This is a genomic window from Planctopirus hydrillae, from assembly GCF_001707835.1.
GTDB classification, from domain to species: Bacteria; Planctomycetota; Planctomycetia; order Planctomycetales; family Planctomycetaceae; genus Planctopirus; species Planctopirus hydrillae.
The window spans coordinates 16657-41594 of record NZ_LYDR01000144.1; the positions used below are offsets into that span (position 1 = coordinate 16657).

The 24938-nt window shown below is 53.1% G+C and carries 17 protein-coding genes, 1 tRNA gene and 1 pseudogene; 7 read left to right on the forward strand and 12 right to left on the reverse strand.

All coding sequences use genetic code 11. The annotated features are described in order from the left end of the window. Window positions 1-12: 12 nt before the first annotated feature. The 6 genes from A6X21_RS17285 to A6X21_RS24800 all read right to left on the reverse strand — a co-directional run bounded on the left by A6X21_RS17285 (window position 13) and on the right by A6X21_RS24800 (window position 7063). Window positions 13-1638, reverse strand: a complete 1626-nt coding sequence (locus A6X21_RS17285) for an efflux RND transporter periplasmic adaptor subunit (RefSeq protein ID WP_068850322.1) — start codon at window positions 1636-1638, stop codon at window positions 13-15. A 154-nt stretch (window positions 1639-1792) separates the two neighbouring features. Further along, window positions 1793-2290: a hypothetical protein gene (locus tag A6X21_RS17290; protein WP_068850324.1), complete on the reverse strand. Its 498-nt coding sequence runs from the start codon at window positions 2288-2290 to the stop codon at window positions 1793-1795. Between the two features lie 366 nt (window positions 2291-2656). Next, window positions 2657-3076 (reverse strand): hypothetical protein, encoded by a 420-nt coding sequence (locus tag A6X21_RS17295; protein ID WP_068850326.1) that lies wholly within the window; start codon window positions 3074-3076, stop codon window positions 2657-2659. Window positions 3077-3159: 83 nt separating this feature from the next. Further along, window positions 3160-3450 carry a hypothetical protein gene (locus A6X21_RS24415; protein ID WP_131818403.1) on the reverse strand — a complete coding sequence of 97 codons (291 nt, stop codon included), beginning with the start codon at window positions 3448-3450 and terminating at the stop codon, window positions 3160-3162. A 353-nt stretch (window positions 3451-3803) separates the two neighbouring features. Beyond that, window positions 3804-6686: a DUF3854 domain-containing protein gene (locus A6X21_RS17305; RefSeq protein WP_068850331.1), complete on the reverse strand. Its 2883-nt coding sequence runs from the start codon at window positions 6684-6686 to the stop codon at window positions 3804-3806. A gap of 77 nt (window positions 6687-6763) precedes the next feature. After that, window positions 6764-7063, reverse strand: coding sequence for a helix-turn-helix domain-containing protein (locus A6X21_RS24800; protein ID WP_068850333.1), 300 nt, complete (start codon window positions 7061-7063; stop codon window positions 6764-6766). 579 nt (window positions 7064-7642) lie between these two features. Between A6X21_RS24800 and A6X21_RS17315 the strand changes: the two genes are divergently transcribed. The 4 genes from A6X21_RS17315 (at window position 7643) to A6X21_RS17330 (ending at window position 13315) form a co-directional block, all read left to right on the forward strand. Continuing rightward, window positions 7643-11068 (forward strand): hypothetical protein, encoded by a 3426-nt coding sequence (locus tag A6X21_RS17315; RefSeq protein WP_131818405.1) that lies wholly within the window; start codon window positions 7643-7645, stop codon window positions 11066-11068. Continuing rightward, window positions 11065-11529: a PleD family two-component system response regulator gene (locus A6X21_RS17320; protein ID WP_013109368.1), complete on the forward strand. Its 465-nt coding sequence runs from the start codon at window positions 11065-11067 to the stop codon at window positions 11527-11529. Before A6X21_RS17315 ends, A6X21_RS17320 begins: the two co-directional genes overlap by 4 nt. A gap of 17 nt (window positions 11530-11546) precedes the next feature. Then, window positions 11547-12761, forward strand: a complete 1215-nt coding sequence (locus A6X21_RS17325; RefSeq protein WP_165603840.1) for a phosphorylase family protein — start codon at window positions 11547-11549, stop codon at window positions 12759-12761. 185 nt (window positions 12762-12946) lie between these two features. Further along, entirely contained in the window at window positions 12947-13315 is a 369-nt protein-coding gene (locus A6X21_RS17330; RefSeq protein ID WP_068850343.1) for a hypothetical protein, read from the forward strand. 76 nt (window positions 13316-13391) lie between these two features. Here A6X21_RS17330 and A6X21_RS17335 read toward each other — a convergent pair whose 3' ends face one another. Together A6X21_RS17335 and A6X21_RS17340 are read right to left on the reverse strand one after the other, a co-directional pair. Next, entirely contained in the window at window positions 13392-13985 is a 594-nt protein-coding gene (locus tag A6X21_RS17335) for a hypothetical protein (RefSeq protein WP_068850346.1), read from the reverse strand. A 404-nt stretch (window positions 13986-14389) separates the two neighbouring features. Further along, window positions 14390-15484 carry a recombinase family protein gene (locus A6X21_RS17340; RefSeq protein ID WP_068850349.1) on the reverse strand — a complete coding sequence of 365 codons (1095 nt, stop codon included), beginning with the start codon at window positions 15482-15484 and terminating at the stop codon, window positions 14390-14392. 53 nt (window positions 15485-15537) lie between these two features. Between A6X21_RS17340 and A6X21_RS25255 the strand changes: the two are divergent. Further along, window positions 15538-16050, forward strand: a pseudogene (locus A6X21_RS25255) (transposase); the annotation flags it as partial. A 173-nt stretch (window positions 16051-16223) separates the two neighbouring features. Here A6X21_RS25255 and A6X21_RS17350 read toward each other — a convergent pair. From A6X21_RS17350 to A6X21_RS17365, 4 genes are all read right to left on the reverse strand, one after another. Then, entirely contained in the window at window positions 16224-17462 is a 1239-nt protein-coding gene (locus A6X21_RS17350; RefSeq protein ID WP_165603841.1) for a tyrosine-type recombinase/integrase, read from the reverse strand. 122 nt (window positions 17463-17584) lie between these two features. Then, a tRNA-Arg gene (locus A6X21_RS17355) sits at window positions 17585-17658 on the reverse strand. Window positions 17659-17735: 77 nt separating this feature from the next. Beyond that, a complete protein-coding gene (locus A6X21_RS17360; protein ID WP_068850353.1) occupies window positions 17736-18728 on the reverse strand; it encodes a hypothetical protein in 993 nt (330 codons plus the stop codon). A gap of 255 nt (window positions 18729-18983) precedes the next feature. Next, window positions 18984-19832, reverse strand: a complete 849-nt coding sequence (locus A6X21_RS17365; RefSeq protein WP_068850362.1) for a M90 family metallopeptidase — start codon at window positions 19830-19832, stop codon at window positions 18984-18986. Window positions 19833-20485: 653 nt separating this feature from the next. Between A6X21_RS17365 and A6X21_RS17375 the strand changes: the two genes are divergently transcribed. Continuing rightward, entirely contained in the window at window positions 20486-21814 is a 1329-nt protein-coding gene (locus A6X21_RS17375; RefSeq protein WP_068850367.1) for a DUF1501 domain-containing protein, read from the forward strand. Between the two features lie 541 nt (window positions 21815-22355). Next, window positions 22356-24818, forward strand: a complete 2463-nt coding sequence (locus A6X21_RS17385; protein WP_068850373.1) for a PPC domain-containing protein — start codon at window positions 22356-22358, stop codon at window positions 24816-24818. Window positions 24819-24938: the final 120 nt, after the last annotated feature.

Here is a 24938-nt window from a genome sequence, read left to right on the forward strand (position 1 = left end):
AAGCTCCTTCGCTTAGTTTTCGTGGCAGCCGCAGCCTGCACCGAGGCTGCTGCGAAGGAGTTGAGCGAGTAGGACGTTGCTCCCCTTTGTGGCGATGACTTCGCCCGGCAGAACACCGGCCAAAAGCTCGACGTACTGGCCATCCCCTGCTCCGAGGCGTACCTGCCGGACATGGAAGAACTTGGGCGACTGCTCGTCGAAGTAGTTCTTGTCACGCACGAAGACGAACGAAGCATCCGACGTCGATTGCACGGACTCTCGTGGCACGGTGATGGCATTCTGTTCCTCCCGTAGGACGATTCGGCCGGTCCCGAATGTCTTGTCCCGTAGCGAGCCATCTTCATTGGCGATGGCGACCCGAATTCGCAGAGTGCGAGTTTGCTCATCGACTGCGGGACTGATCCACGCGACTTGACCTGTCACGCTCTGATCGCTGTTATCGGAATTGAACCGAACCGGTAGGCCTCGGCGGACGTACTTGGCGTCCTCCTGGCGAACGTTGAGGATAAGCCACATCCGGCGGGGGTCACTCACGGTAAAAAGCGTGCTGGTCGTGTCCACAACCTCGCCCGCTACGACTTCCGAGGCAACCAACAAGCCGTCGTAAGACGCACGGATCGGGATCAGATTTGCGGTCTTAGTGCCCGATGAAAGCGAGGCAACCATGGACGAAGGAATGTCCAGAAAGCGAAGTTCATCGGCAAGCGTCTGCGGACGACTGGCTTCGAGACCATCGGGAACCTCAAATCCCAGGTTCGTCAGGGCTTGGCGGGTCGAGATCAGAGCAACTTCCGCCTCTTGGAGAGCGGCTTCCGCCTCAATGACTGATTTTTGTGGTACGGCCCCAGAGCCAGCAATGGGTCGCAAACGCTCGACTGTGGTCTTTCGCAATTGAAGCTGGACGACCGCCTGAAGCAGTTGCGACTTTGCCTGTCCGACCTGAGACGCATCGACGAGGGCGAGAATCTCCCCGGCACGCACTGGATCGCCCACCGTCTTGAACACGGAAGCAACCGTGCCAGGAACTCGTGAGGAGAGATGTCCCACACGGGTCGGATCGAAGAGGAGTTCCCCATTTGCCGTGATGGCATCGAGCATGGGACGCTCTTGCACTACATCAATGTCGATCCCAGCCTTCGTAACCGCCTCAGTGGACGAGAACTGTACTCGGCTCGTGTGCAGCGTACTTCGACTATTGTTCTCCGGGCGAGCGATGAGTTCGATAGCCTGTGCCGTGTTGTACTTGGGAAGCTGAGGCTCTCCTTTGACCTCAGCGAGTTCGGGATGATGGATCACGCACTCGGCCACGCCATGCTCCCGACAGAAGCCAAACGGCTTTTTCTTGGGCAGCAGGTCGGTACGACATTCGATGCACTGCGATTCAGGAACAAGATGTTCCGAACACCAATCATCGACGGCGGCTGTGGTTGTTCCCATGAGTTCGGACATCTTCGGCAACTTCCAGCCGGTATGATGGCCGACATACATCACGCCGCCGAGCATCGAAAAGACGACAAGGTTCGGAACGGCGTTCAGAGTCGTCTTCCACCAGGAGCGACGTGGGCGGGCGACGGGTTGAGTCTCAATGTGCGGAGGTGTGGCCAATGGACGTGCTGGGGCCGTTGCGGTAGCGGACATACTCTCTCCCAAAAGATGAATGGGTGTTGCCTCGACCCGCTACGACACGAGAATCGTCTCGTGGAACGAGGACAAGGCGTGGCGGAACACATTGGTCGAAGACGACCGATGGTCATCGACTCAGCACAACGACGCCGAGGAGAGAGAGGCTGGCTTAGCAGCGAATGACGACCGTGGAGACGACGGTCAGAGCAAAATCCGGGACCACAGGTGGGTCAGCCCACCGAAGCGGAGGATGTGCGACAGCGTAATGATCAAAGGCCAGCATCGGCAGAAGAGCGATCAGCGAGAATAATCGCTCTCCTTCGACCGAACGGGATGGCCGCACCACGTTCGTCGGCTGATCGGACGACATCACGACAGGAATGTGAGTGCATCCGCATGGATCGCCCGCAACAAAAATGTCGTCGGGGCAGACCGGCTGCTCTTCGTCGTGATGGCTGCACGGAGCACGGTCGCCGTCTTTCTCGCAGCCACCGCAGCAATGGCGGACGCCCTCTTTGTGCTCGTCGTGACAGCATGTACACAAATCCGGGCCAGCATCGAAGCAGGTGCATGAGCCGTCGTTGCAGATGCAGAGATAGACCGAACCGCCACTCCCCGCAAGGAGTTGCGTCGTCATCAGCATCAGGATGAGCAACGATTTAGCCATACAATCCCGTAGGCGGACTTCTCCAAAACCTTAATTTTATCGACATTTTTCAGCTCCGTCTAGGACGAAAATTCCCAGAATTGCTCAAGTTTTCAAGAGCAATTTGAGGGGATGAGGGAAACGCACTGACATCCTTGCCATCGCCTCGCTCCTGATCAGACGGCCCTCGGGGAGTCTGTCCCCGCTTAAAGATAATTCGCTTACCGTCCATGAATGCTTTCACAAAGAGCTGGGGTTGAAACCCGAGCGTTTCACACCACTGCTGGAGAATCGCCCTGGTACGTCGGAAACCTCAGTGTAGCCCTGATTTCGCTGCTTGCTCATGTCGAGTTATTCCCTACGTTCATTGTGAAACGGTGTAGCTGTTCAGGTTGCCCTGACATCGCGGTCTGTCAGGTTCAACGATCTTGCCAACTGCTGAAGCGATGATACTTTGCCGTCGATGAACAGGAAGCCGGTGAAGCAGGCGGCACGGTCCAGGAAGCGGGCATACTTGTTAGTGATCCGCTCGTGGCTGATCCACGACTTGGCACTTCGTCGTTCCCGTTTTCTGAATGTTTGGCTGGCGATCCGACACCAGCGAGCCTGCTCCTGTTTAACCTTGGCGAAAAAAGCTGGGGTCGGCTGGGAACACGAGACCGAGACCGCCGGATTCAGGTAGTGGCAGCCTGCCGGAGCATCCATGATGGTGGTGAGTCGTTGGGCGAGTCCGCCCGCGAGATCGTTGAAGTCATAGACATGACGTTGAACACGGACCTGCGGGTCAGGTTCGGTGTCGGTGTCCATGACGGTTGTCCTGCTGGTCACGATGGCCTCCGGCAAAGGTGCGGGTCTTGGGTTCGCTATGCGAAACACCGGCACAGAGAGCGTCAGGCCTCGGAATCCTGGGGCGAGACGATCTCCGCTACCTGTAGTTCGCTTGTTGCCACTGGCTGGCGGTTGTCCGTTAGGGGCCACGCTTCCTTCAGGAACCGGGCGACGTACTCGGGGAACCGCATGCCGGAGAGGTAGGCCTGGGCCTTCACGTGGTTGAAAATCGGTTCCGGCACGATCACGTGCAGGACACGGTATCCCGGTGGTGTGCGTCCCACTGCGGATCGCGGTGGTGATAGAGCCAGGTGCGTTCGCACTGGGCCAATCGATGAGTTGGTTTCGGTCATTTTGTTCCTCAGTCGGAATTCCTTGATCCATTCCGGTCGTTACGACCATGAGAGATACACTTCTTTTCCAGAGTCCTGTCTTTTATCCCTGCCAGTGAGGTGATTCTTCCTGTTCTGTACTTTCACTTAAATGGTGTCTTTCATTTCCTGTGCTTTATTCTGATTCCTGTCCTGTTTCATTTCGTTCTTTTGCTTTCGCCTCATTTTTTCGGGCTTCAGCATCAAAGGAGTGGTGATCGATCGCCATCGATCACGCCCGCAAGAGCGAGCACCGCGTCGGGATGGGATGGCCTCATGCCTCCCGGTTGCGGTGTGACTTAATGTCTGTCGCTCTTACCGGTGAACCGAATGATTCACTCGACTCGCGATAGATTCAGCAGATCCATGAACTGCTGCTGGCGGAACTCATGGACTCGATGACGTCGCTGTTCCCTCAATGCACGAGCTTGTTCTGCCCGTTCGAGGGCCTTTTCATGCTCGGCATATTCGGCTTCGTTCTGTTCATCCGTGGTATCTTCTTCGTACCGATGAAGCTCCATGAAATCGTCGAGCCGCAGGTGGAACACATCTTCCTTGCGGCCCAGAATATTCACCCTGGCCACATTGCGGCCCTTCTTGCTCGAAACCAGTAGTCCACGTTCCGCCAGCCGTTTTCCCAGAGCCTTGTGATTCATGGGAAGCGGTGGTTGGGCCATGTCCTTGGCCAGTCTTTGCACCACCGCCAAAGCCTCTTTCGGCTCGATGTACAGATTGTCGAACTCTTTCCAGCCGACGCGGACGCCCATCGGGGTGAAGATGGACTTTTCCTCGTGTTTCTCCTGTTCTGCCGTGGATGCTTCGCCATCGTGACCGATGGAAGATGCGTTTTCGGTCTTAGGAGCACCAACCTTTGGCACAACAATGTATTTCTCCTGGTAGCCGAAGAATGTTGCCGAGCCAAAGAGTCCCTCGTCCTCATGAGGGGAGTGCATGTAAAACAGGTGAGCTCGTCCCGTTGAGAAGGCCGTCCTCAAGAGATCCAGAAAACGTTCGACAGGATCTTCGTCGGCCTGATCCTGCTCCTGTTTGGCCAGCACTTCGAACAGGGCCTCGTGAGCAATCTGCCAAAGTGCTTCGTGCAGATCTTCGTCGATCCCGCCATGCGTCAGGGCGAAGTCCAGAAAATGATCCAGCCCTGCCAGAAGTTTCGCGGCGGCATCCACGGTGCGGGCATGCCTGGCCTCGGCGGCAAAGACTTCACGAAACTGCAGTGTCTGCTCACGGATCGATTTTCTATGCCGTTCCAGATCAGCCGCATTCCACTGCAGATAAGCCGCCATGACTCTGGCATAGGCTCCGGACTTCGCGATCTGCTGGGCTTTGGTGATCGCCCGCTTTTTCACTTCGTCATCGCGGTCCATGATGTCGCCCGGGTGAACTTCCAGCATGATCACACGTGACGTCAGGGAATGACCGCTGGGGCGGACTTCGCCGGTGCTCAGGGTCAAGCACTTCGGGGGTTCTGGTTCCTGGGGTGTTCCATCGCGATAGCAACGACCCCGCCCCGCCGCGTTCCCCTGAGCTCGAAACACGTCCTCGGCGGCTCGGTAGGAACGATCGATGTCGTGCTGCGAGCCAGTGGGTACAAAATCGTCGATGGGCAGAATCACGTTCCCTGCGTGAGCCGCCATCGCTCGAATGTAATTCGGCGTCGATGACCAGTTGGCTGGCAGATGTCGGCTATCAAGGCCAGCACCAAAGTGTTGCGTCGCGAGGGCCGCGACTTCCGTCTTGCCACTCCCGGTCGAGCCATAGAGATGGACCGAGAAGTCCGGCTCCGCCACACCCGCATACCAGATGGCCCCATAGATGGGGACGGAAATCACACTGGGAGCCAAGGCCAGCAGTTGCAGGCTGGCTTTGATATCCCGGACGAGTTGTTTTCCCTCGCTTGGCTTGGGCAGGCTGTAGCGTCGCAGAGAAGTGGGGATTCGCATTCTGATTCCCAGATCACTCTCTTCCCCTGGGAAAATCGTCCCCATCGTCTCCGTCGTACTTAAGTGATTATGCCTGTTAGTATTTTCGGCGGGACGATCCGGCTGGTCGGAATTGTCCCCGGTAGGCGTTGCTGCCCGAATACAGCCTCCGGCGTGGGCGAAGACGTATTCTCCATGCACCAGGTGCCAGCCGAGCCGGTCGATTCCCTGCAGCTTGCGAATGTTCGGGGACAGGATTTGGATCGCCGTTCGGACCTCATCCTTGGTTCCATGACCGGGAAAGATAATGGCGTCGGCCCCCAGGCGGGGAATTGGCCATGACATCCGGTCGAAGTCTTCTGCGGAGACCGTGATGAGTTGCCGTTGCCCTCGGACCGTCGCCTCAAGATCGAGTTCCCGCTGAAACTCGTTTCCCGAGGCGAAAAGAGTCTCGGAAACTATGCGGGCCGAGAAGTTGCTGACCTGTCGCCGAACCGGTCCATTCTCGGTATCGATGATCCGGACGATGCCGGTGTCATCGGCTTCGTACATCGGGGACTTGGCTTCCGAATCGGCGGCGTGAAACGAGGGAGCTTTGTCGGTGGCCAGACCGATCAGGCTTTCGACGGATTGCCCTGCAGCGAAGTAGTCGTCCAGACCCGTCTTTTGGCTGTTGATTTCCGGCAGGGCAATGACGAAAACTTTGGCTCCCATCGACTCCAGAAACGCGAACAGACCAGCGGCGGCTCGGCGGACCTGGCGATTGGTGGCAAGGTCCGAGTCGAACGCGATGTAAATGGTTCGGCCTCTCAGAGGAATCTGCCGCCAGAATTCATCGCGTTGCTTCCATCCGTAGACCCCCAGAAGTGCGACGCACGCCAATCCCTGGGAGGCGGCGGAATCTGCTTTCCGGATACCTTCCGTGATGAAAAGTGGCTCATCTGGACTGAGCACCTTTTCTCGAATCGTTGGCGGAACATCGATCTGGAGCGAAGAACCCAGGGGCGTTTCGTACTTGACGACTTTGCCTCGGCTCAGGCGTGGCTGATCCGGACGAATCTGGTGAAGCGACGGAGGTCCACTCAGCGGCCAAATCGGAATGACCAGAGCGGGAACGACTCGCTGCACGGGAGAGAACCCCAACGTCGTCAATTCCGACTTCACGGTTTCGGAATGGTAGCCGCGTGCCTGGATGACCTCTGCCGAGATGGCTGATGCCTGAAGCAGTTTTTGATGGTGGGCCAACAACTCCTTGCTGGTCGATGGAATGGTATGGGACATGGGGGGACCTCCTGCTATTGGGGGAGAGAAGAGAGAGTGACCCAGTTCCAACGGTGGAGGCTGGGCCGTCGGAACAATCACCGCTTGAGGCGGTTGAGCACTTGGGTCACACGAGCCCGGCTGACGCCCAGATAGCGAGCCAGAGCCGCTCGTGAATCGACCACATTCGAGTCCAGCAGACTCTGGTAGAAATGGGCCAGAGCGAGCGGATCTCGGTTAACGGGTTCCCCGGAGGGGGAGTCAGAATCGTTGACTTCGACCGCACACCAGGGGTAAAAATCGATCGTCGGACGTCGACGTAACTTGTTGATCTGGAAGGCACCTACCTCCGGTAGAGGTTGGTTCTCCTGCTGGTCAACTCGGGGAGCTTTCGTCAAAATTCGAACTTTGGCGACCAAAAGACTTAACGCCCGGCGTCGAGAGATCGACCGCCGGGCGTTTTTCGTTTCTACCCCGTTTTTCGCGGGTTTCCAACGCTTTTCGCGTTCCGCCGGTCCAATCCGCCGCGCTCTCTGTTTGCAGAGAGATTTCCGTCTCTCGAACGCAACCTTCAAGGTTGCACCCGCCGGTGCGAAAAATCGGTCCCGAACTCTCTGACTCTCTCTTTTCGGGGGCCTCCAGAGTTAACGCAGAGTTCTCGTTCGGAGTCCGGATGAGAATGCATTCGAACACTCGACATCGTTCGGAATGACAGCAAATGCGTCTCGCGATACAATTTAGAAAGCTATTGCATTTGTTAACGCATCAGCCCCTCATGCGTTCGCAAGGCTCAGGTCTGTGACGATCTGTTTTGGCCTGAACGACAACCTGCAAGGAGGTCCCCTGTCAGCAACGTGCTGTTGGCCCGCAATTCGGCCATCACGAGCGAGAAGGGGGTGTTTTCAATAACCAGAATTTAGGACGGACGCTTGATGGGAAAAAGTCGAACGGCAACCATACGCAGGGTTCCAGAGGGGGTGAGTCGGCGCAGTGTCAGGCCTTTCTCTGCACCCATTCTAGCCGGAATAAAGCCGGACACGATTTCGCTTATCCTGCTCAAAGACCAACCTGTAAGCTACGTGCGACACTTGCTTGAGTCGGTGCCGCAGTCAGCAGCAGGTCTTGTCGGCGAACTTTTCCCTCAGGCTCTTAAGTCTTTGAGGCTAAAGCACACAAGCCCATGTACCGAACTGGCAAGTGAACTGAGGTGGCTTACCGCAATCTTTCTTCGTCATAAGGAAAGGCTTGAACAATGGGTCTCTCTCCGCACGGACTTTGAGCGATCAATGGTGTCGGGAGACTACCCGAAAGCACGTGTCCAGCTGTCAGAAGCCGAACTTCGTTTTGGAAAATCGATTTGGGCGATTGAAAGCGAGCTTCTTTTAGCGGAATGCTCCGAGGGCATAGAAGGAAATCGGATAGCACTACACCGAATCACGTCCGAGGCACCAAATTGGATCGCAGTACTTGCAACCTTTCTAAGTGAGCGCGTTGAGACAGCGCTAGCGCCGGTGGAATACGAAGCCGTCGTCCAGTCGCACCTGGACTTCAATGACGACTTACACCCCATTGCGAGAAGCGCATTTTTTCGTGTTAGTCCTGCAAAACGGAACTCTATAGCAAATCTCGAAGATGTTTTAAATGTCGAGGAAAGTCACTCGCTGTGCGATAGGCTGATAGTAAGCACACGGGTCCTGGAAAACCTGATTTTTCGAGAATCGAGTGATCTAGAACCCGGACTGTCAGACGCTATCCAGTCGTTAGCTGACTCAATAATTTGCCCGAGATTTCTCTTCCTGAAAAAGGCACTGAGAACGCGGACGCAACTCGATGCGACATCCTTGGAACAAAAAATCTTTCAAGCTGTTCACTACTACACTCTTGGTGATTACGAAAATGCACGCTCGTTTGCGGAACAAGCGATAGTTGATTCTCCAGAAACCTTGGAGCCGTACGAGATATTTGTAAAGTCGAGCCTTCGTTTAGGCCGTCCTCCTGTGTGCCCTTTCAGTCAAGATTCAATCGCGGCCAAGATCTGTAGCAATCTGTCAATTGTTTTCTCGCGCGAGGACAAGATTAATTCTGCATTGGAAACTTTGTTGCGACTCGGCTACCAGTTGGATGGATTCGCAATTGGCCCGCAATTAAGAGCGTTCTACGCATTGCATTCATACGAGTCGAACCCACACGTACTGAGTCGCGAATGCGCAATTTATTCTTCGGCCTTCACCCCTCGAGTCGTTGTGTCTCTCTACAAGGACTCGCCTAATGCGTACAGTGAACTAGAATCACTTGAGCAACTGCATCCCTCGAATGCAGCCGTATCATTATTCAAGGCAAATCAGATAGCGATTCGATCAAGCACGACCCAGCTTCAAATCGATCTCAATATTCCGAAAAAGCGACTGCTTCGAAACGAAGCTAATGTTTGCGAACAGTTGCGTTTGTATGATGCCGCGACGCACAAATATGATGAAGTCTTACGCGAACGCGACTCTACACTAGGGGAGAAATCAGAAGCTGCCTCAGGCCTATATCGCTGTTTGACAGCAAAGAATGAGTTCTCTAAAGCTGCGAGGCTTATCGTAGAGACAAGCCTCGAAAGACCGCAGATCATTGGAAAGTCGACGCTCATCGAATTACTGACACAATATCCAGAAGGTGGTGATGACGAAGTCAGTTCTGATATAGCATGGCCGATTCTCCATTTTCTCTCGCAACAGTTAGAATACGAAGAAAGATCACCTTCAAGACTCCACGACGTATTCGAAGACTTCCTAATTGCATGTTCCTGCAAAAAGCCATCAGAGTTGCTAAAGATCTCGAGCCAGTTTAACAATCGAGAGTTCTCGTTCTTCCTTCGAAACGTGTGCGCTTTCGAAGTCCTCGCAGAATCGTTTTGGTTCGAATCCCAAGACGAAATTGCTCTCGAGCGAATTTCCCTTTGTGAATGGCTTATTGAGAACGACCCGGAGAACCGGCGAATCGACCAGGCGGAGATTGCTGAGATCAGCAGGATTCTCGCTATTCGTGAATTAACACATCATGCTGAGCGGTCAAGAATCTTCGTGGATACGGATGCAATCATCGAGTCTCTTCCAAAGACAATTCTTGACCGAGCGACTCGGTGCATGACGCTCGGCATGCTCAAAGACGTCAGTCTCCGTCAAACTATAGAGATTACAAAAGCTCTAATGGAGGAAATTGACAATAGCAGGATCTTCATCATTGACGAAGGGTTTCGGCTTTTCAAACAAGTATTTGAGGACCTGAAGACACAATTTTTATCCAGCAATAAGTACGGTCTAGACGCTAATCTGAGCCAGCGAATCCGCCATGGAACGCTAGCTGGGGCTCTCCGCGCGCCGTTCGAATCGCAACAACTTGTCACGCTTAAAGACAGCTCAGGAAGTTATATGCAAAACGATTTCTGGATAAGGCGAGTTTGTCGCAGTGAGCATGATTCGACTGGCCTAAGCGAAGCCTTGGCAGAGTTTTCGGCGACCGTTGATGGCATTATCTATCGAGTCAGGAATGAATGGATTCAAATCCGACAGAGCTCGGGATCAAGTAGCGCACTTTTCAATTTCGAGTTTACAGAAGACCAGCTCGTTTGCTTGTACGAAGCCACGCTTAGCGCGGAATCGCCAGCCGACATGGTTCGGAAAGTATTTGAAGCGTTATGGCAACGCACTGACGAAGCCCTAAAGGAGGTTAGAGCAACTATAGAAAATGCTCTTTCATCTGAACTCTTTGAGGCAATGAAGCGTTGCGAGCAGCGAATCGATTCAGTGATTGGGCATGATCAATCAATGCCTATTCGTGCTGCTTTCACAACTTGTGGAACGCATTTGACCATGGCGCTGAAAGCAATTTCGGAATGGTTTAGACTCGATGAGCAGAAGCATGTGCCTGACTGTCAGTTGCGCTCTCTATTAGAGGCTAGCACGGAAGCGGCGAAGCAATTTTGTGGGCCTTCGCGATTGGAGATAAACGTCATTTTGGATAACGACGTTACTGTACCCGGCAACCAATTCCGTGCTTTATGGGACATGCTTTTCATACTTCTTGATAATGCGGCGAAACACTCAGAATCGACGCAGACGAATGTGACAATCGAGGTTGTTGCCAATGGGCCGGTTATTAAGATGGTCTGCAAGAACGAATTGCCGAGCAACATCGACGTAGAGCTTCTGAAGGAGAAAGCGGCGAGACTAAATCAGATGACCGCAGACGAGCATTCGCTCGCGACTTCACGCGTCGAAGGCGGGAGCGGATACGGCAAGCTACACAAGATTTTGTGCTATGAGATGGGACTAGACAATTATCGAGTCTTTGTTAGTGCTGATTCAAATGAATTTCAGGCAGTCATTGAGCTCGAGGTACCATGGAGACGGCAATGAAAATCCTAATCGCTGATGACGACCCAAATAAGATGCGGCAGCTCAAGTCGTTTGTTATGCAGGAGTTTGTCGATGCAGAAATACTAGAACGAAACTCCTTTAATAGCGCGCTTCGTTGCGCAATGCTGGACGAGCCTACAGTTATCCTCCTTGACATGACAATGCCGACTTTCGATGTCGGTGGCAAAGAGACAGGTGGCTACGAGAGGCGATATGCGGGTTTTGAAGTTTTGCGTAGGCTCAAGCGAAGGAGAAAAGCAAGACGCGTAATAATCGTCACTCAGTTCGAACGATTCGGAGAAGGCGCGGACCAAATGACGTTAGAGCAGCTAAAGGAGCAGTTGGCGACACAATATCCGGAAAGCTACATCGTGACCGTTTACTACCAAGCCTCCGATGCGCAATGGCGTGACGATCTCAGGGTGGCACTCGATATGGCAATTGAAAGGGCTATAGAATGACAGAGATTCCGCTCCGAGTGCTGGTTGTTGATGACAATGAGGCAAAGCGCAACCGAATTCGTGGCGCTCTCGCAGACGCCGTAGGAGAACCGCAACTTGATTTGAAGTCAGCTTCTTCAGTTGCCGCCGCAGGTGCAATGCTTGAGTCGCATGATTTCGATTTACTGATTCTTGACCTCAACCTGCCTATGAGAGATGGTGAATCTCCGGTCAAAGATGGTGGTATGCGTTTGTTGCGAACTATTGTTCGAGGCGGGCCAAGGCTCAGGCGGCCCAAGCATATCGTTGGGCTCACAGAATTCGCAGATCTCTTCAAAGAGTCTGAATCTGAGATGGAGTCAGAGTCTTGGCAACTCTTGCATTATGCCTTTGACTCATCTGCATGGCAGGATGTTTTAGGCAGGAAAGCTGTCTATATCACCGGGACCTTGGCGGGTATGCGTTCCGACGATGATTACCAGACTGATTTAGCGATAATCACTGCACTGAAGGAGATCGAACTAGACGCTATCCTTAGTCTTCCGTGTGAATGGAAGAGTTTGCGGAGAAGCCAAGATGACACGTATTACTATGAGGGACGTATTGAAACCGAAGGCGGACCGCTTAAGGTTGTGTGCTGTGCTGCAATTGAGATGGGAATGGCAGCAACTGCTTGCCTAGCGACAAAGGTTATCTACAATTTTTCGCCGCGTTATCTAGCGATGGCAGGAATAACAGCCGGAATGGCGGGCAACTTTGGGGACGTGATCTTTGCCGATCAGTCGTGGGACTACGGGGCAGGCAAGGTCATAAATTCGTCCAACGCTGAAAGTGTGTTTAAGCCTGGACCAAACTACATTGCTGTGGATGCTGAACTGAAGGAAAAAGCGCAACATTTTAAGCAGACTCGAAGTGCAATTTTGCATGAGATAGAATCCAGATGGCAGGGCAATACACCGTCATCGAGACTAAATCTCAGTATTGGTCCCGTTGCCTCTGGGGCAGCGGTTGTCGAGAGTCAAGAAATGATTGATGCCATACGCACTCACAACAGGAAACTAATCGGAGTAGAGATGGAAGTTTACGGAAGCTTCCTAGCCTGCCGGACTGCCAGGGCTCCTCGCCCGAAGTGTTTCGCGGCAAAGTCCATTTGTGACTTTGCCGCTCCACCCAAAACTGACGAATACCAAAAATATGCGGCATTTACCAGCGCTCAGTTTGTCCTAGAATTTGCGAAGCACTATCTTCGCTAGTCTCTGCCAGGATTACTTTTTCCACGATCGGCCGGTTGCACCAAGCGGCAGGCCAAGCTAACGCCGGAAACGATTCATGCAAATTTCAAAAAACATAGGCAGCGCGTGACCAAACGTGTCAAAACGCGGGCTTAGATTGGTTCCCATCATTTTCGTTTCAATCCAAACTCAATGGGAGCCCAACAATGCAGTTCAAAGAAAAGACAACAACCCACCAGGTCGCTGTTCTCCAACAGGTCTGGAAACGCCTCAAAAACGCTGAGGTGCAGACAATAAATCAAATCATGGATGCCACCGGACTACAGTTCGACGCTGTTTGCGAAGTCCTGTACGACTACGCGGAGCTGCCAGACTTCATCCAGTTGCTTCAAGACAAAGGATGTCTCGATGATGTGCCGTTCGACGCGTCAGAAATGGAAATGGGGAACCAGGTTCTCCTACTCACCAAGAAAGGTTTTGCTTGGGGCGATTTTGACGAAGAACCGATCAATCAAGTTTTTGAACTGCTTGAGTCTGGCAACCGAGCGTCCGAAGACGACATTCCCGACCGTTGACTGCCAGGTATATCTGTTTAACGGTGGCGTCGTCTAACACCACCGTTGCACAAATACGCGATCGATGGATGATGCCCTACACGCCTTCGCCGCGAATGAGTCGATCGCGGATGTCTTCACAAAACGTGAAGGTTATGACAGCGGCATGTTCTTCGCGGGCTGGACTTCTATGCATCACGAACAATTGATCGTCCATCCGTACCCCGGTGCCATACTTTTCTGACTCGCGTTCCGAGGCATCTTTCAAGGCTCGCAAGAGTGCGAAGTAGTTACATCCCAAGACCCTGCACATCTCAACGTAAGGTGTAAAGAACTCGTGAGTTTCGAAGTAGTCACAACAGGACTCGATGAGATCTTGCGTCCAGATGCGATTAGAGGCTTCAAGCTGCCTACATTTCATCAAAAGTTTCAGTGATTGTTGTCGGCAGCAATACCCACGTTGCCTAATGTGCTCTGCTGCCTCCTCAATCGTCAGCAGCTGTTCACCGCGAACGATAGGCTTGCGCTCAAGCTCTACAAATTCTCCAAAGGTCAATCCAATTCTCATTGGCACGGCTCCTATGATAAGCATTTGAATTGTGGCGAGGCAAAGTTGCCCGCCTACATGCTTATTACTTTCGAGCAGGGCAATTCGTAAAAAATTCCGCGAGAGATAGCAGATTGAGTCCACGGCGAATGCGTTCTCTTTCGCACCCTAATCCGTCATTTCGAACCCGCACCGGGTATTCCTACAGATAGACGCGGCTGTTGTGGCTGCGAATGTCTGTCTTCGAGCCGCTAATCATGGCGGCGTTGAGCATGGAGGTGCGAGTTGCTTTCGACTGTTCCCCCTTCTTCCTTGTCTGCGCCGGCTCGGCGATCGGAAATCGCTGCGATTCTGGCGGCCGGCATCGTTCGGATGAAGTCGCGTATTGTTAAGCCCGGATGAAAATGGTGGCGCGGTTCGGTCGAAAACAGCGGCGCTGGGGATGAGAGGAAGCTTGGCTGGTGCGTTTGACTTCTTAGGCTTGGGTGCTCCAACGCGTTGTCGACCGTGGGATGATGAACTTGTTTCGAACTGGATCTTGAAGTGGCTCATGACTTCTCGCTTTCTTCTTTGTCGGGATTCTGGGTTGCAAATGACTTCAGCCCGAGCGGGCTAAGCGTAATGGACAAGGTGCTGTCGGCTGGATCGTGATCGATGCGTGCTACCAACTGGGACATCAGTCGGCTGCGATCGCCCATCGTGAGATGTTCCCACAATCCTTCGAGATTCTTGATGGCCTTGCGAATGGTCTGTCGATCAGGTGCACCGGCGTGGATCTTTGCGAGTTGGTCTTTCAAATCGTTGCGACGGCGCAGGTCGCGAGTCTGTTGCTCGGTGAGCGATGCAAGTGAATCGAGACGTTTGACTTCGCGTGCATCATCGCCTGTGGGAATCGAAATGGCGTCAATTGCTCGCTCGAGGTTGACCAAGCTTTCGTTCAGTAGAGACAACTCTTTCCGAAGCGTATCCCCTTTGTCGTTAATGGTTCGGCTGACGCGAAGGCTGGTTTCGTTGAGAAGGTGTTCGTCGATTGTCAGCGTTTGGAGTTGTGCCACCACAAAACGTTCGACCTCCTCCGCCGGCAACGATGGCCTGGGGCAAGTCTTGTGGCCGCGTTTCTTCGCTTTGTTGCAAACGTAGTAGCGATATTGTTTGCTGCCACGGCCGCTTCCGCCGCTGGTCGAATGCGTCATCATGGAATCGCAGGCTGAGCAACGCAGCAAACCAGCCAGCACGCCGGGGGATTTGCCGTGGATGCGATCGCCAATGCTGACGCGGTTGGCATTGAGCTTCTTCTTTACCGCTGCAAAGACCTCCGGATCAACGATGGCTCGGTGCTCGCCTTCGTACATCTCGTCGCGATAGCTGACTTTGCCGATGTAGATCGGATTGGTTAGTAAGCTGTGCAGTGTCGTTTTGTAGAACAGACCGCCGCCGAGTTGCTTGCCAGTTTTGGTGACCCAGCTCTTTGCTCGCCAACCTCGGGCTTGGATGGCTTCGAGAGTTCCAATGAGTCCCTCGCATTCAAGGTAGAGATCGAAGATCTGACGAACTCGCTCTGCTTCCAGTTCGTTGACGATCAGCTTCTTGGTCGCTCGATCGACGTCGTAAACGTAAGCGATGCGCTTGGGATAACTCAGCAATCGAAAAGCTTATCGCCATTTTTCAAGCAATTAACATGCGATTGCCCTGCACAGAGCCCACAGCCGTCATTCTGGATGGACGGACGTTACAATCCACTCCTGAGAGCGGCGGCAGAGTTGTCTATGATGGTCACAAAAGGAGAAAAGGATCAAAAACTCATGCTGCGGTTGATACTTGAGAGCATTTAATCGCGGTCACGGTCAATTGAGCGAATGAACAGGAGCGTCAGCAGGTGGCAAAACTGACAGCAGTGATCCAGGAAGTGACTCATGAGCAGGTCACTGTGGCCTATGTTGATCAGGGCGACACCGGAGATCAGCCACGAAACGACGCCTCTGAGAATGGGATTCAGCTGGAAGTGGTCAAGCATACCGAGGCGAAGAAAGGCTTTGTACTGCTGCCTCGTCGATGGGTTGTCGAACGGACATTTGCCTGGCTGGGACGCTCACGCCGATTGACCCGTGATGATGAACGACTGACAAAAGTTGTGGCAGGCTGGCACTGGGTCGCCATGATGTCACTATTGATCAAATATATCCCGGAAATCATCCAGAACAGTCCGTAACAGGCTCTAGGCTATGAATACAGGGAATCGGTTCTGCTTGAGTCTGCGGATCCAGTTCCCTGTATTTTTTAGGTCTTTGCCAGTGTGCGAAGTTAAGCTTTGCACCAAGATGTTGCGATCGCGATCAGGCTGCAGGGCAGCATGATCGCCATAAGCTTGACGAGGGAGTCACCTTAACCGATTTCGGCAGCGACTTGCATGGCCAGCTTGAGATTGCGTTCGGCATAGACTTGAGTCACGTCCGCTGTTGCATGACCTAACGCGACCTGAGCGGCTTCCAGCCCATACCGGCGACGGACCTCTGTGCCGTGTGTATGCCGAATCTGGTAGGGAAACCAGTGTTGGACGGCATGACCAGCCTTCTGGGCCTTGCGAATTCCATAGGTGATGCAGCGGCGATACGCATCGACGTCGTAGCAGGGTTGCAGTTGCCTCACCTTGGGAGCCGCTTGACGCTTGGCTTTGCGCCGGATCCGAGCCTTCAGTTCGCAGGGAAAGATTTTTGTTTTGCGATCGGGATTGCGGTGGACTGCCCGCTGCTCATTGCGCCACGCTTCGGCTTCTGCGGGAGTGAAGCAGTAGTCTTTGGGATCGCGATTCAGGAAGGGAGCCAGAACGGCCTGCGCCTGAGGCCCCAGTGGGACATGCTTCTCAAAGCCGAGATGTTCGGTTTTGTGATGTTCGGGGGTGTAAAGCCAAATGGCCCCCGATCGATCGATGTCACAGGGACGCATATGGAGCACTTCGGAAGGTCGCATGCCGGTCAGCAGTTGGAGTTGGCAGATGGCGGCCACAGGAGGTGGGAGGAAGGGGAGTGTCAGTTGGATTTGTGAGATATCGACAGGACGCACGGGTCGCGACTCGTGGGCCTCAGATCGTCCACGTCTCAGGCCTGACACGGCACTAAGACCATGCAGAATGGTCGGAGAGACAAGTTCTTCCGAGACGGCCCACTTGAAGACGCGTTTGATGCGACCCATCCGGCGATTGATTTCCGTGCGGCTGAGTTTGTGGACATCAATCATGTGCTGCCGAACAGCTTTGAACGACTTGGGGCCAAAATCCTGAGTGAGAGTGCTTCCGTAAAGTGCATGGAGTGGTCGAAGAGCATGGTTCATGCTTTGGGGTTCACGGGACCTCGGACCATAGTAAGTCGTGGCAAATTCGAGATAGGCCAGGATCATCTCACTGATGGTGAGATCCTGAGAGGGAGTTGACTGACCTGAGTTGGCCTGGGCCACTTGCAACTGATGCTGTTGTGCCGCCAGTTCAGCGAGGAGGCGGGAGTACCGCTGGAGTGTTTCGGGGTCACCGAAAGGCCCCAGGTAAAGATCCTTACCTTGGACCCGAACACGGGCACAACCTGAGGGTTTGTGGAGCGAGAGTTTTGGAATTCTGGGCGTCTTGGGCATGGTGCGATCCTCGAACATTTTCGAAAAGTGGTAGTACTACCACTTTTTCGAAGAGTTTCGAGCCGCACTGCCCAACGCAGGCAGGTATGCTAACTACAGCATTCGGCTTGACTTACGGAAAATGCACCCCAGTGGAGTCGAACCACTAACCTACGGTTCCGAAGACCGTTGCTCTATCCAATTGAGCTAGGGGTGCGAATTGGCTCGGCCGGTGGAAGTATCCCGATTGCCACGACAGTTTGCAAGCTGAGCGGCATGTTTCTCTGCTGCGGACTAAGGATTACCGGGTGCCGCGGTGGTGGGTTGATCAGGAATTTCTTCGGGGAGGAATTCTTTGAGCAATGCTCGAGAGCCGGGCTTGAGATCGCGAACTTCCAATTTGCGAAGTGTTTTGGGATCACTGCGGAAAAACATGGTCCACTTGTAATCGATATACAGAGGTTCGGTTGTCGTGGATTTCCAACCCTGGGCTTCCATAAGAGATTTCGTTCGAGCAATAACCTCTTTGGGGTCTGAAGAACTTTGCCAACTGACCTGGGTGAGAGCATCGGAGTACTGGATCGCAGTCGCATCATCGGTCACTGGAAGGTCGGCTGATCTAAGCACTGTCGAGTACATCACCATCGATTTCCCCGCCTGCCCGGGAGCATCGGAGATCATGACGTTCAGCAGTGTGGAGCCTTGGACGAATGATCGAGTGGGCCCAGCTTCACCGTATGTCTTCCAGCCTCTATCGATCAGATCTTGTGTGATTTTTCTGGCAATTGGAGCGGAAGTCTCCGGCATGATGAGCATGATTTGAGCCGGAGTGTCGGACAGAACGGTCGAACCCGGCAACGAGGGGAGTTTTGCCAGCGGAACATTCCCGTGGGGAATGATGCTGACACGCGATTTTCCTCCGGCCGGCATAACCATCAGGGAAAGTGAATAACCGCTTCTCTGAAAAGTACCACTCGCCAAAGCATCTTCGATGCTGCTGCCGGGAAGTTCCTTCCAGCCAGTCGAAGTGAACTGACGCTGGTGATGCTTGTAACTCTCTTTTGGACTCGCTGCGCAATCATAGGAGAGAGAAAAAATCGGTCGCCGAGGTGCTATTTCGACTCCTGGTGCCAGAGGAATCTGAGAAAGATCAAGAACTTTTCGAGCATCTGCGATTGAGGGGACCGCATCGTGCGGTTTCGCCAAAATCCTGGAGGTGTCATCTGCCAGGGTCGAATGAACAAGAGACAAAGCGAGCATCGTGATGGCGCAGAGAAGGGTTCTCATCAGGAGTCCTGGCTGAAGATCGGTTTTCAAGGGCTGAATGGGCTTCGAATTGGTCTTGGCGAGCTTACCATCCCATTTTCGGAAGTCCAGGGAACTCTGTTGCGAAAGGAGTTTTGCGTTTGGGGATCCGATGGTGTTCTCAATACGTCAGGCTCGGAGACGCATAGGCAGTTCAGCAGGTAATGAAAGTAGACCTTTAGATATCGTATCGGTTCAATTCATGACATCGGTATCCTTGCAAAGGATACCGAATCTTCAACCAACATGAGCCCAATCATGGTTCAAGTCTCTGCGGCTGCTCAGTAATAACGGGCTGCTTCGTGGGTGCTGTGGATGAAGTGGCCAACTCGTCGAGTAGCATGTATCGCCATAGTATTGTCTATAGAGCTGTGCGAGTTCCGGATGCCACATATTGAAGAGTTTCGGCGACGAAAAGAAGGCTTCGGTCGAGACAGCGAAAAACTCCGCGAGGTTTGTCGCTCCATAGCTATTGATGATATCGCTATGGCCAGAGTGTAGTCGCTGGACGAATTGTGCGAATTGCTGGGGAACGAGTGATATCCAGTTTCTGGCAAGAGCCGGATTTTCAATGACAGGCATGCCGTCGGCATCTCCGTTGGCCATGTCAAGAACATGTGAGAACTCGTGAATGACGACATTGTGGAGTGGCTCTTGACCTTCCCATTCGCGCTGAATGTCTTCCCACGACAAAACAATGGGCCCGCGTTTCCAGGCTTCGCCGAGACGCAGCGAGGAACTTTCGACGACGATATGCCCAAGCCATGTTTGCTGAGGTGCAACATAGGTCGAGGGGTAGATCAGGATGGATTGAATCGAGTCAAACGGCGAGTCGTCAAATCCAAGGGTTAACCGGGAGGCCTGAAGTGCAATCTTCCACTTCATTTCTTCCGTGACGACTAAACCGCTCAGGCCTTCCCAGTTCTTTTCGGCAACCATGTTGCGAGCGTGGTTGATGAGTTTGACCCTGGCAGCATCGGTCAGCCAGGTACTGAGATCAGGCCGCTCGATCAAACGAGGCAAAAAATGAGGCAAAGGTTTCTGAGATCTCAGTTTACGTTGCCTGTTTCTCCACCATTTCCACATGATGACCAACTCCCTCCCGCTGCTAAACACTGTTGAGAAGTACTGAATCTGGGGCAGGTTCTAACAGGGACGGAAAAGCTGAGGCGGAAGATGATTCAATTTCAGGTTGGGCAGTCCGATTGTGATGATTCCGGGGAAATGGGTGCTGCCAGTTCGACAAAATTAATCAATCGTGGAGTCGAGAGCCCAGGAGGTGACGACCGTAGAAAAGGTGGTCAAGAAAACGTGACATTGCGTGCGGTGTTGGATTTGCAGGGGGGGGGGGGGGTAGGCATGGTGTGGTTTTGAAGTCTTGGTGGCATTCGGCAAGTGAAGTTACAGGTTTGGCTGGTCGTGCCGTAAATCTCAATGCTGTAATTTGTTGCGATTGTATTTGAAAACGTGAATCATCCGGAGCGAAGGTTGCCGTGCGAAGAATTCCATAACGTGTCAAGTTTTTGACAAAATTGTTGTTTTTTCCGGAAACTAATTTTCTCAAGATGCCAAATGTTGACGCAGCGACATTTTTTGATGCAATGTTGGCAAGCCCTATTTCTGCCTGACGATCCAAGGAATTGAGATGGTCAGGCCTGGATGCCCAGCGTTTTGCCTCCCAAGAATTCCGCAGTAACCCTTACCTCGCAGTTTCCCGCCCTAAATCTGGAGTTGATGCCATGGTGAAAGTTTCCCCTAATTGTGCACCAGCGCATTTTCAGGCACTCAGCCGCCGTGGATTTCTGTCAGTGGGCATGCTGGCAGGGACCTCATTAACATTGCCTCATCTTCTGCAGCAGCAGGCTTTGGCAGACTTGAAGGATTACAAGACTTTTCAAGGGACTGCCAAATCCATCATTCACATCTTCCTGCCTGGCGGGATCGCTCATCAGGAATCCTTTGATCCGAAGCCCAATGCTCCGATCGAATATCGCGGTGAAATGAAGCAGGTGCAGACAAAGCTTCCCGGTGTGATGTTTGGGGAAACTCTCACCAAAACCGCAGAAGTCGCTGACAAGCTCTGTATCATTCGCAGTATGACCCATGGTGAAGCAGCCCACGAACGCGGCACGCACAATATGTTCACAGGGTACAGGCCAAGTCCTGCCTTGCAGTATCCTTCCATTGGGTCTGTGATCAGTCATGAATTTGGACCACGTAACAATCTGCCTCCTTATGTTTGTGTGCCGAATGTGCCAAACGAGTATGCCGGCAGCGGCTATTTGAGCAGTGCCTTTGCACCGTTTGCCCTGGGTTCCGATCCGGCCAGCAACGGATTTAAGGTTCGGGATCTGAACTTGCCTGGCGGAGTTGATGATGCTCGATTTGAGTCACGTCGCCGCATGCTGGATGCCGTCAATGGTCATTTTGCACAGCGGGAAAAATCTGACGAACTGACCGCGATGAACACTTTCTATGATCGCGCTTACAGCCTGATCAGTTCGTCGCAGGCACGAGAAGCTTTCGATATTGAGAAGGAATCGCCCGAGATCCGCGATCAGTATGGCCGAAATACGGCAGGCGCTCGCATGCTGCTGGCTCGCCGCCTTGTCGAATCTGGTGTGCGGCTGGTGAACCTGACTTACGGTGGGTGGGATCACCACACCAATATTGTTCAGGGATTCAAAAATCAGATGCCTCAGTTTGATCAGGCTTTCTCAATGCTGATCAAGGATCTCGACCAGCGTGGTCTGCTGGGTGAAACATTGGTGATGGTGTCGTCGGAATTTGGCCGGACACCGAAGATCAACGGGACCGCAGGTCGCGATCACTATCCTAAGGTCTTCAGCGTAGCCCTGGCTGGTGGCGGGATCAAGCAGGGAGCCGTGTACGGTTCGTCGAATGCTGTGGCCTCCGAGCCTGATGAGAATCCTCTGGGAATTGAAGATCTTTTCACCACCGTTTATCACGCGTTGGGTATTGTCGCTGACAAGGAATTGATGGCACCTGGGGATCGCCCGATTGAAATCGTCGATGGCGGTCAAGTTGTGAAAGAGTTGCTGGCTTAGACCTGGCTGGCAGTGCAGTCTTTTTGGCATATGCACTACGGGCCATCGCCTGACTCTTGGGCGATGGCCTGGCGCCTAGCCGTCAGTGTTAATGTCCTTACTTACGATTCAGAGGCATTGATCTGGTCAGAATCATTTGCACACTCGCCTGGGGCAGGTCGCCACAGAGACGTCCTTTGTGAGAAGTGGTTTCCGAACCTGTTGGTTCCAGTAGGGCAGGCTTTTGGTTTGATGGTGTTTGTGCCACTGAAAACTGGTTTGCCGAGTATCAGCTACGCCACTCGCTTGCTGGAATAATCGTTACATTCGTTAAGGCTTATGTATTTTCGCCAGACACTTGAGAGCTCACTCTGATTGTTTGCATAAAATAAGTTCGATGTGACGAGATCTACATCAGGGCTGTTGATTCCCGGGAGTCGAACAGCCCTTGACCTGCCTCGTGAAGATAACCTGCCTCGAAATGAATGCTTGCCAAATCGTTCTCGCCTGAAGGAAAAGTCGTGCACAGCAGGTGATGTGTGCAGGCTAAGGATGTTCTCCCATGATGAAATTCTGGTTCGCTCGCAACTTAAGTATTGCCTGCCTGCTGATGGGCTTTGCGACCGCTGGACATGCTCTGGGCGCTGACCCTGTTGTTAGAAATGTCATGCCTCGTGGTGCCCAGCGGGGGACAGAAGTCGAACTTTCGTTTAACGGCGAGCGGCTTGGCGATGCTGCTGAAGTGATCATGTACGAGCCGGGAATTGAAGTCCTTGATTTCAAAGTCGAGAACGACAAGCTGGTCAAGGCCCGCGTCAAACTGAGTTCCGATCAGACGCCAGGAATTCGGCATTTAAGGCTCCGTACCAAAAGTGGCATGTCCAAGGCACAAAACTTTGCCATCTCGGCCTTGCCGGTTGTTGAAGAAGTCGAGCCGAACAATGAGTTCGTCAAGCCACAGGTGATTTCGAACAACGTGACAATCAACGGCGTCGTGACGAACGAGGATGTCGATTACTTCGTCGTCGATGCGAAAGCTGGTGAGCGGTTAACTGCGGAAGTCGTGGGCATCCGCCTCGGGAATTCGATGTTCGATCCGTATGTGTCGATCATCAATGAATCACGATTTGAACTGGCTGGCAGTGACGATGCGGCTTTTGGCACTCAGGATGGCGTGGCTTCGATCGTCGTCCCCGCGGATGGTAAATACATCGTGATGGTCAGGGAATCCAGTTATGGCGGGTCGGGTGATAGCTATTACCAGCTCCACATCGGAAACTATCCCCGGCCGCTGGCCATTGTCCCAGCCGGTGGTAAACCTGGAAGCACCGTTTCGGTGACTTATTACGGGGATGTCAAGGGTCCTTTGACGCGAGATGTTGTGCTGCCAACTCTGGAAAGTCTTCCAGCATCCTCCCCTTTGAACTTTGCCCTTTCAGCGAGTGATGATTCGGGAACTTCACCGACTGGTAATGCATTTCGGCTGACAGATCTTGAGAACGTGATCGAAGCAGAGCCGAATGATTCAATGGAGCAGGCTCCTTTGGCTGTTCTGCCCGCCGCCATGAATGGCATTCTGCAGACAGAAGGAGATCGAGACCTGTTCGCCTTCGAAGCAAAAAAAGGTGAGAATTTCGAGTTCGTTGTTTACGGAAGACGATTGCGTTCCGAGATTGATTCTGTGCTGCAGATCTGGAATGACAAAGGGAATGCAGTCGCCAATAGCGACGACTCCCCCGGCACTCCCGATAGTCAGCTTCGGTTCAATTGCCCTGCGGATGGTAAATACTTTGTCATGATTCGCGATCATCTGGGTCGTGGAGGGAATGCCTATCATTACCGGATTGAAGCGAACCCGATTACGCCTCGTCTCGACTTTTCGATTAATGAGTTCGTCCAGTTTCAGGAAGATACGCTCGAGTTACCCGCTGGTGGGCGATTGCCATTCCTGGTAACAGCCACAAGACGGGATGTTGGCGGGCCCATTGAGTTTCGCAGTGAAAATCTTCCTCAGGGCGTCACAATCGAGGCTCCACAACTGGCTGACGGCCAAGGGGTGGCTCAGGTCGTCCTGGTCGCAGCTCCTGATGCACCGCTAAGTTTGAAAATGTCTCAGATCGTGGGTTTCATTGCCGCAGATCCCAATCGACATGTTGAAGGTCGCGTGAGGCAGGATGCTGTCATGGTGCGCGGTCAGAATAACCGCCCGTTCTTTATCGAAGCGCTACCGGCCTTGGCAGTTTCTGTGGTGGAACCAGTCCCCTTTTCTGTGGAGATTGTGCAACCCAAAGTCCCGCTGATAAAGAACAGTCCTTTGAAATTAAAGCTGATTGCCAAGCGTGAAGGGGACTTTAAAGGACCCATCAATGTCGAACTGCTGCAGAATCCGCCCGGTGTGAATTCAAGTCGCAATGCAGTCATTGCTGAAGGGCAGACGGAGACAGTGATTGATGTTAATGCTGCCGGAAATGCTCCCGTTGGTGATTGGAAAATTTGTGCCCGAGTTCGTGCGGATGTGGGAGGAAGTCGGATTTCCGCGTCGCCGTTTGTCGCTCTGAAAGTCTCTGAGCCTTACGTCAAGCTGGAGTTTGCAAAGTCCGCTGTCGAGCAGAATGCAGAGATCGATTACCCGGTGAAAGTTGAACAGGTCACACCCTTTGAGGGGACTGCCAAGGTCGTGCTGATGGGGTTGCCTCATCAAACCACCGCTGACCCACTGGAGATGACGAAAGAGACCCAGGAACTGGTGTTCAAGATTAAAGCCGGGCCAGAAGCACCAGTCAGCAAAAACAAGAATCTTTTCTGCCAGATTATCATTCAGCAGGAAGGTGAAGAAGTGATTCATCATTTAGGGAGTGGCGAACTGCGGATTGATAAACCGTTGCCACCCAAAACGACGCCAGCACCCGCTCCCACTCCTCAAGTAGCAGAAGCACCTAAACCGCCGGCAACGAAGCCATTGAGCCGCCTGGAGCAACTGCGGTTAGAGCAGCAGCAGAAGGCCGCTGCGGGGCAGGCCCCTTAAAGCTTGTCTTTTTTCGACAGAGTCAGAGTTCGGCAGAGTCAGAGCACATGAGTGATATAAATAGATTTCGCCCTGGATCAGTCAGGGCCGTCGATATGGCAATCAGATAACGGCACAGGT

Excerpts from the sequence above, each read along its gene's own strand:
- A6X21_RS17285 (WP_068850322.1), bottom strand. The coding sequence starts at position 1,638 with ATGTCCGCTACCGCAACGGCCCCAGCACGTCCATTGGCCACACCTCCG.
- A6X21_RS17290 (WP_068850324.1), bottom strand. The coding sequence starts at position 2,290 with ATGGCTAAATCGTTGCTCATCCTGATGCTGATGACGACGCAACTCCTT.
- A6X21_RS17295 (WP_068850326.1), bottom strand. The coding sequence starts at position 3,076 with ATGGACACCGACACCGAACCTGACCCGCAGGTCCGTGTTCAACGTCAT.
- A6X21_RS24415 (WP_131818403.1), bottom strand. The coding sequence starts at position 3,450 with ATGACCGAAACCAACTCATCGATTGGCCCAGTGCGAACGCACCTGGCT.
- A6X21_RS17305 (WP_068850331.1), bottom strand. The coding sequence starts at position 6,686 with ATGTCCCATACCATTCCATCGACCAGCAAGGAGTTGTTGGCCCACCAT.
- A6X21_RS17320 (WP_013109368.1), top strand. The coding sequence starts at position 11,065 with ATGAAAATCCTAATCGCTGATGACGACCCAAATAAGATGCGGCAGCTC.
- A6X21_RS17330 (WP_068850343.1), top strand. The coding sequence starts at position 12,947 with ATGCAGTTCAAAGAAAAGACAACAACCCACCAGGTCGCTGTTCTCCAA.
- A6X21_RS17350 (WP_165603841.1), bottom strand. The coding sequence starts at position 17,462 with ATGCCCAAGACGCCCAGAATTCCAAAACTCTCGCTCCACAAACCCTCA.
- A6X21_RS17360 (WP_068850353.1), bottom strand. The coding sequence starts at position 18,728 with ATGAGAACCCTTCTCTGCGCCATCACGATGCTCGCTTTGTCTCTTGTT.
- A6X21_RS17365 (WP_068850362.1), bottom strand. The coding sequence starts at position 19,832 with ATGTGGAAATGGTGGAGAAACAGGCAACGTAAACTGAGATCTCAGAAA.
- A6X21_RS17375 (WP_068850367.1), top strand. The coding sequence starts at position 20,486 with ATGGTGAAAGTTTCCCCTAATTGTGCACCAGCGCATTTTCAGGCACTC.
- A6X21_RS17385 (WP_068850373.1), top strand. The coding sequence starts at position 22,356 with ATGATGAAATTCTGGTTCGCTCGCAACTTAAGTATTGCCTGCCTGCTG.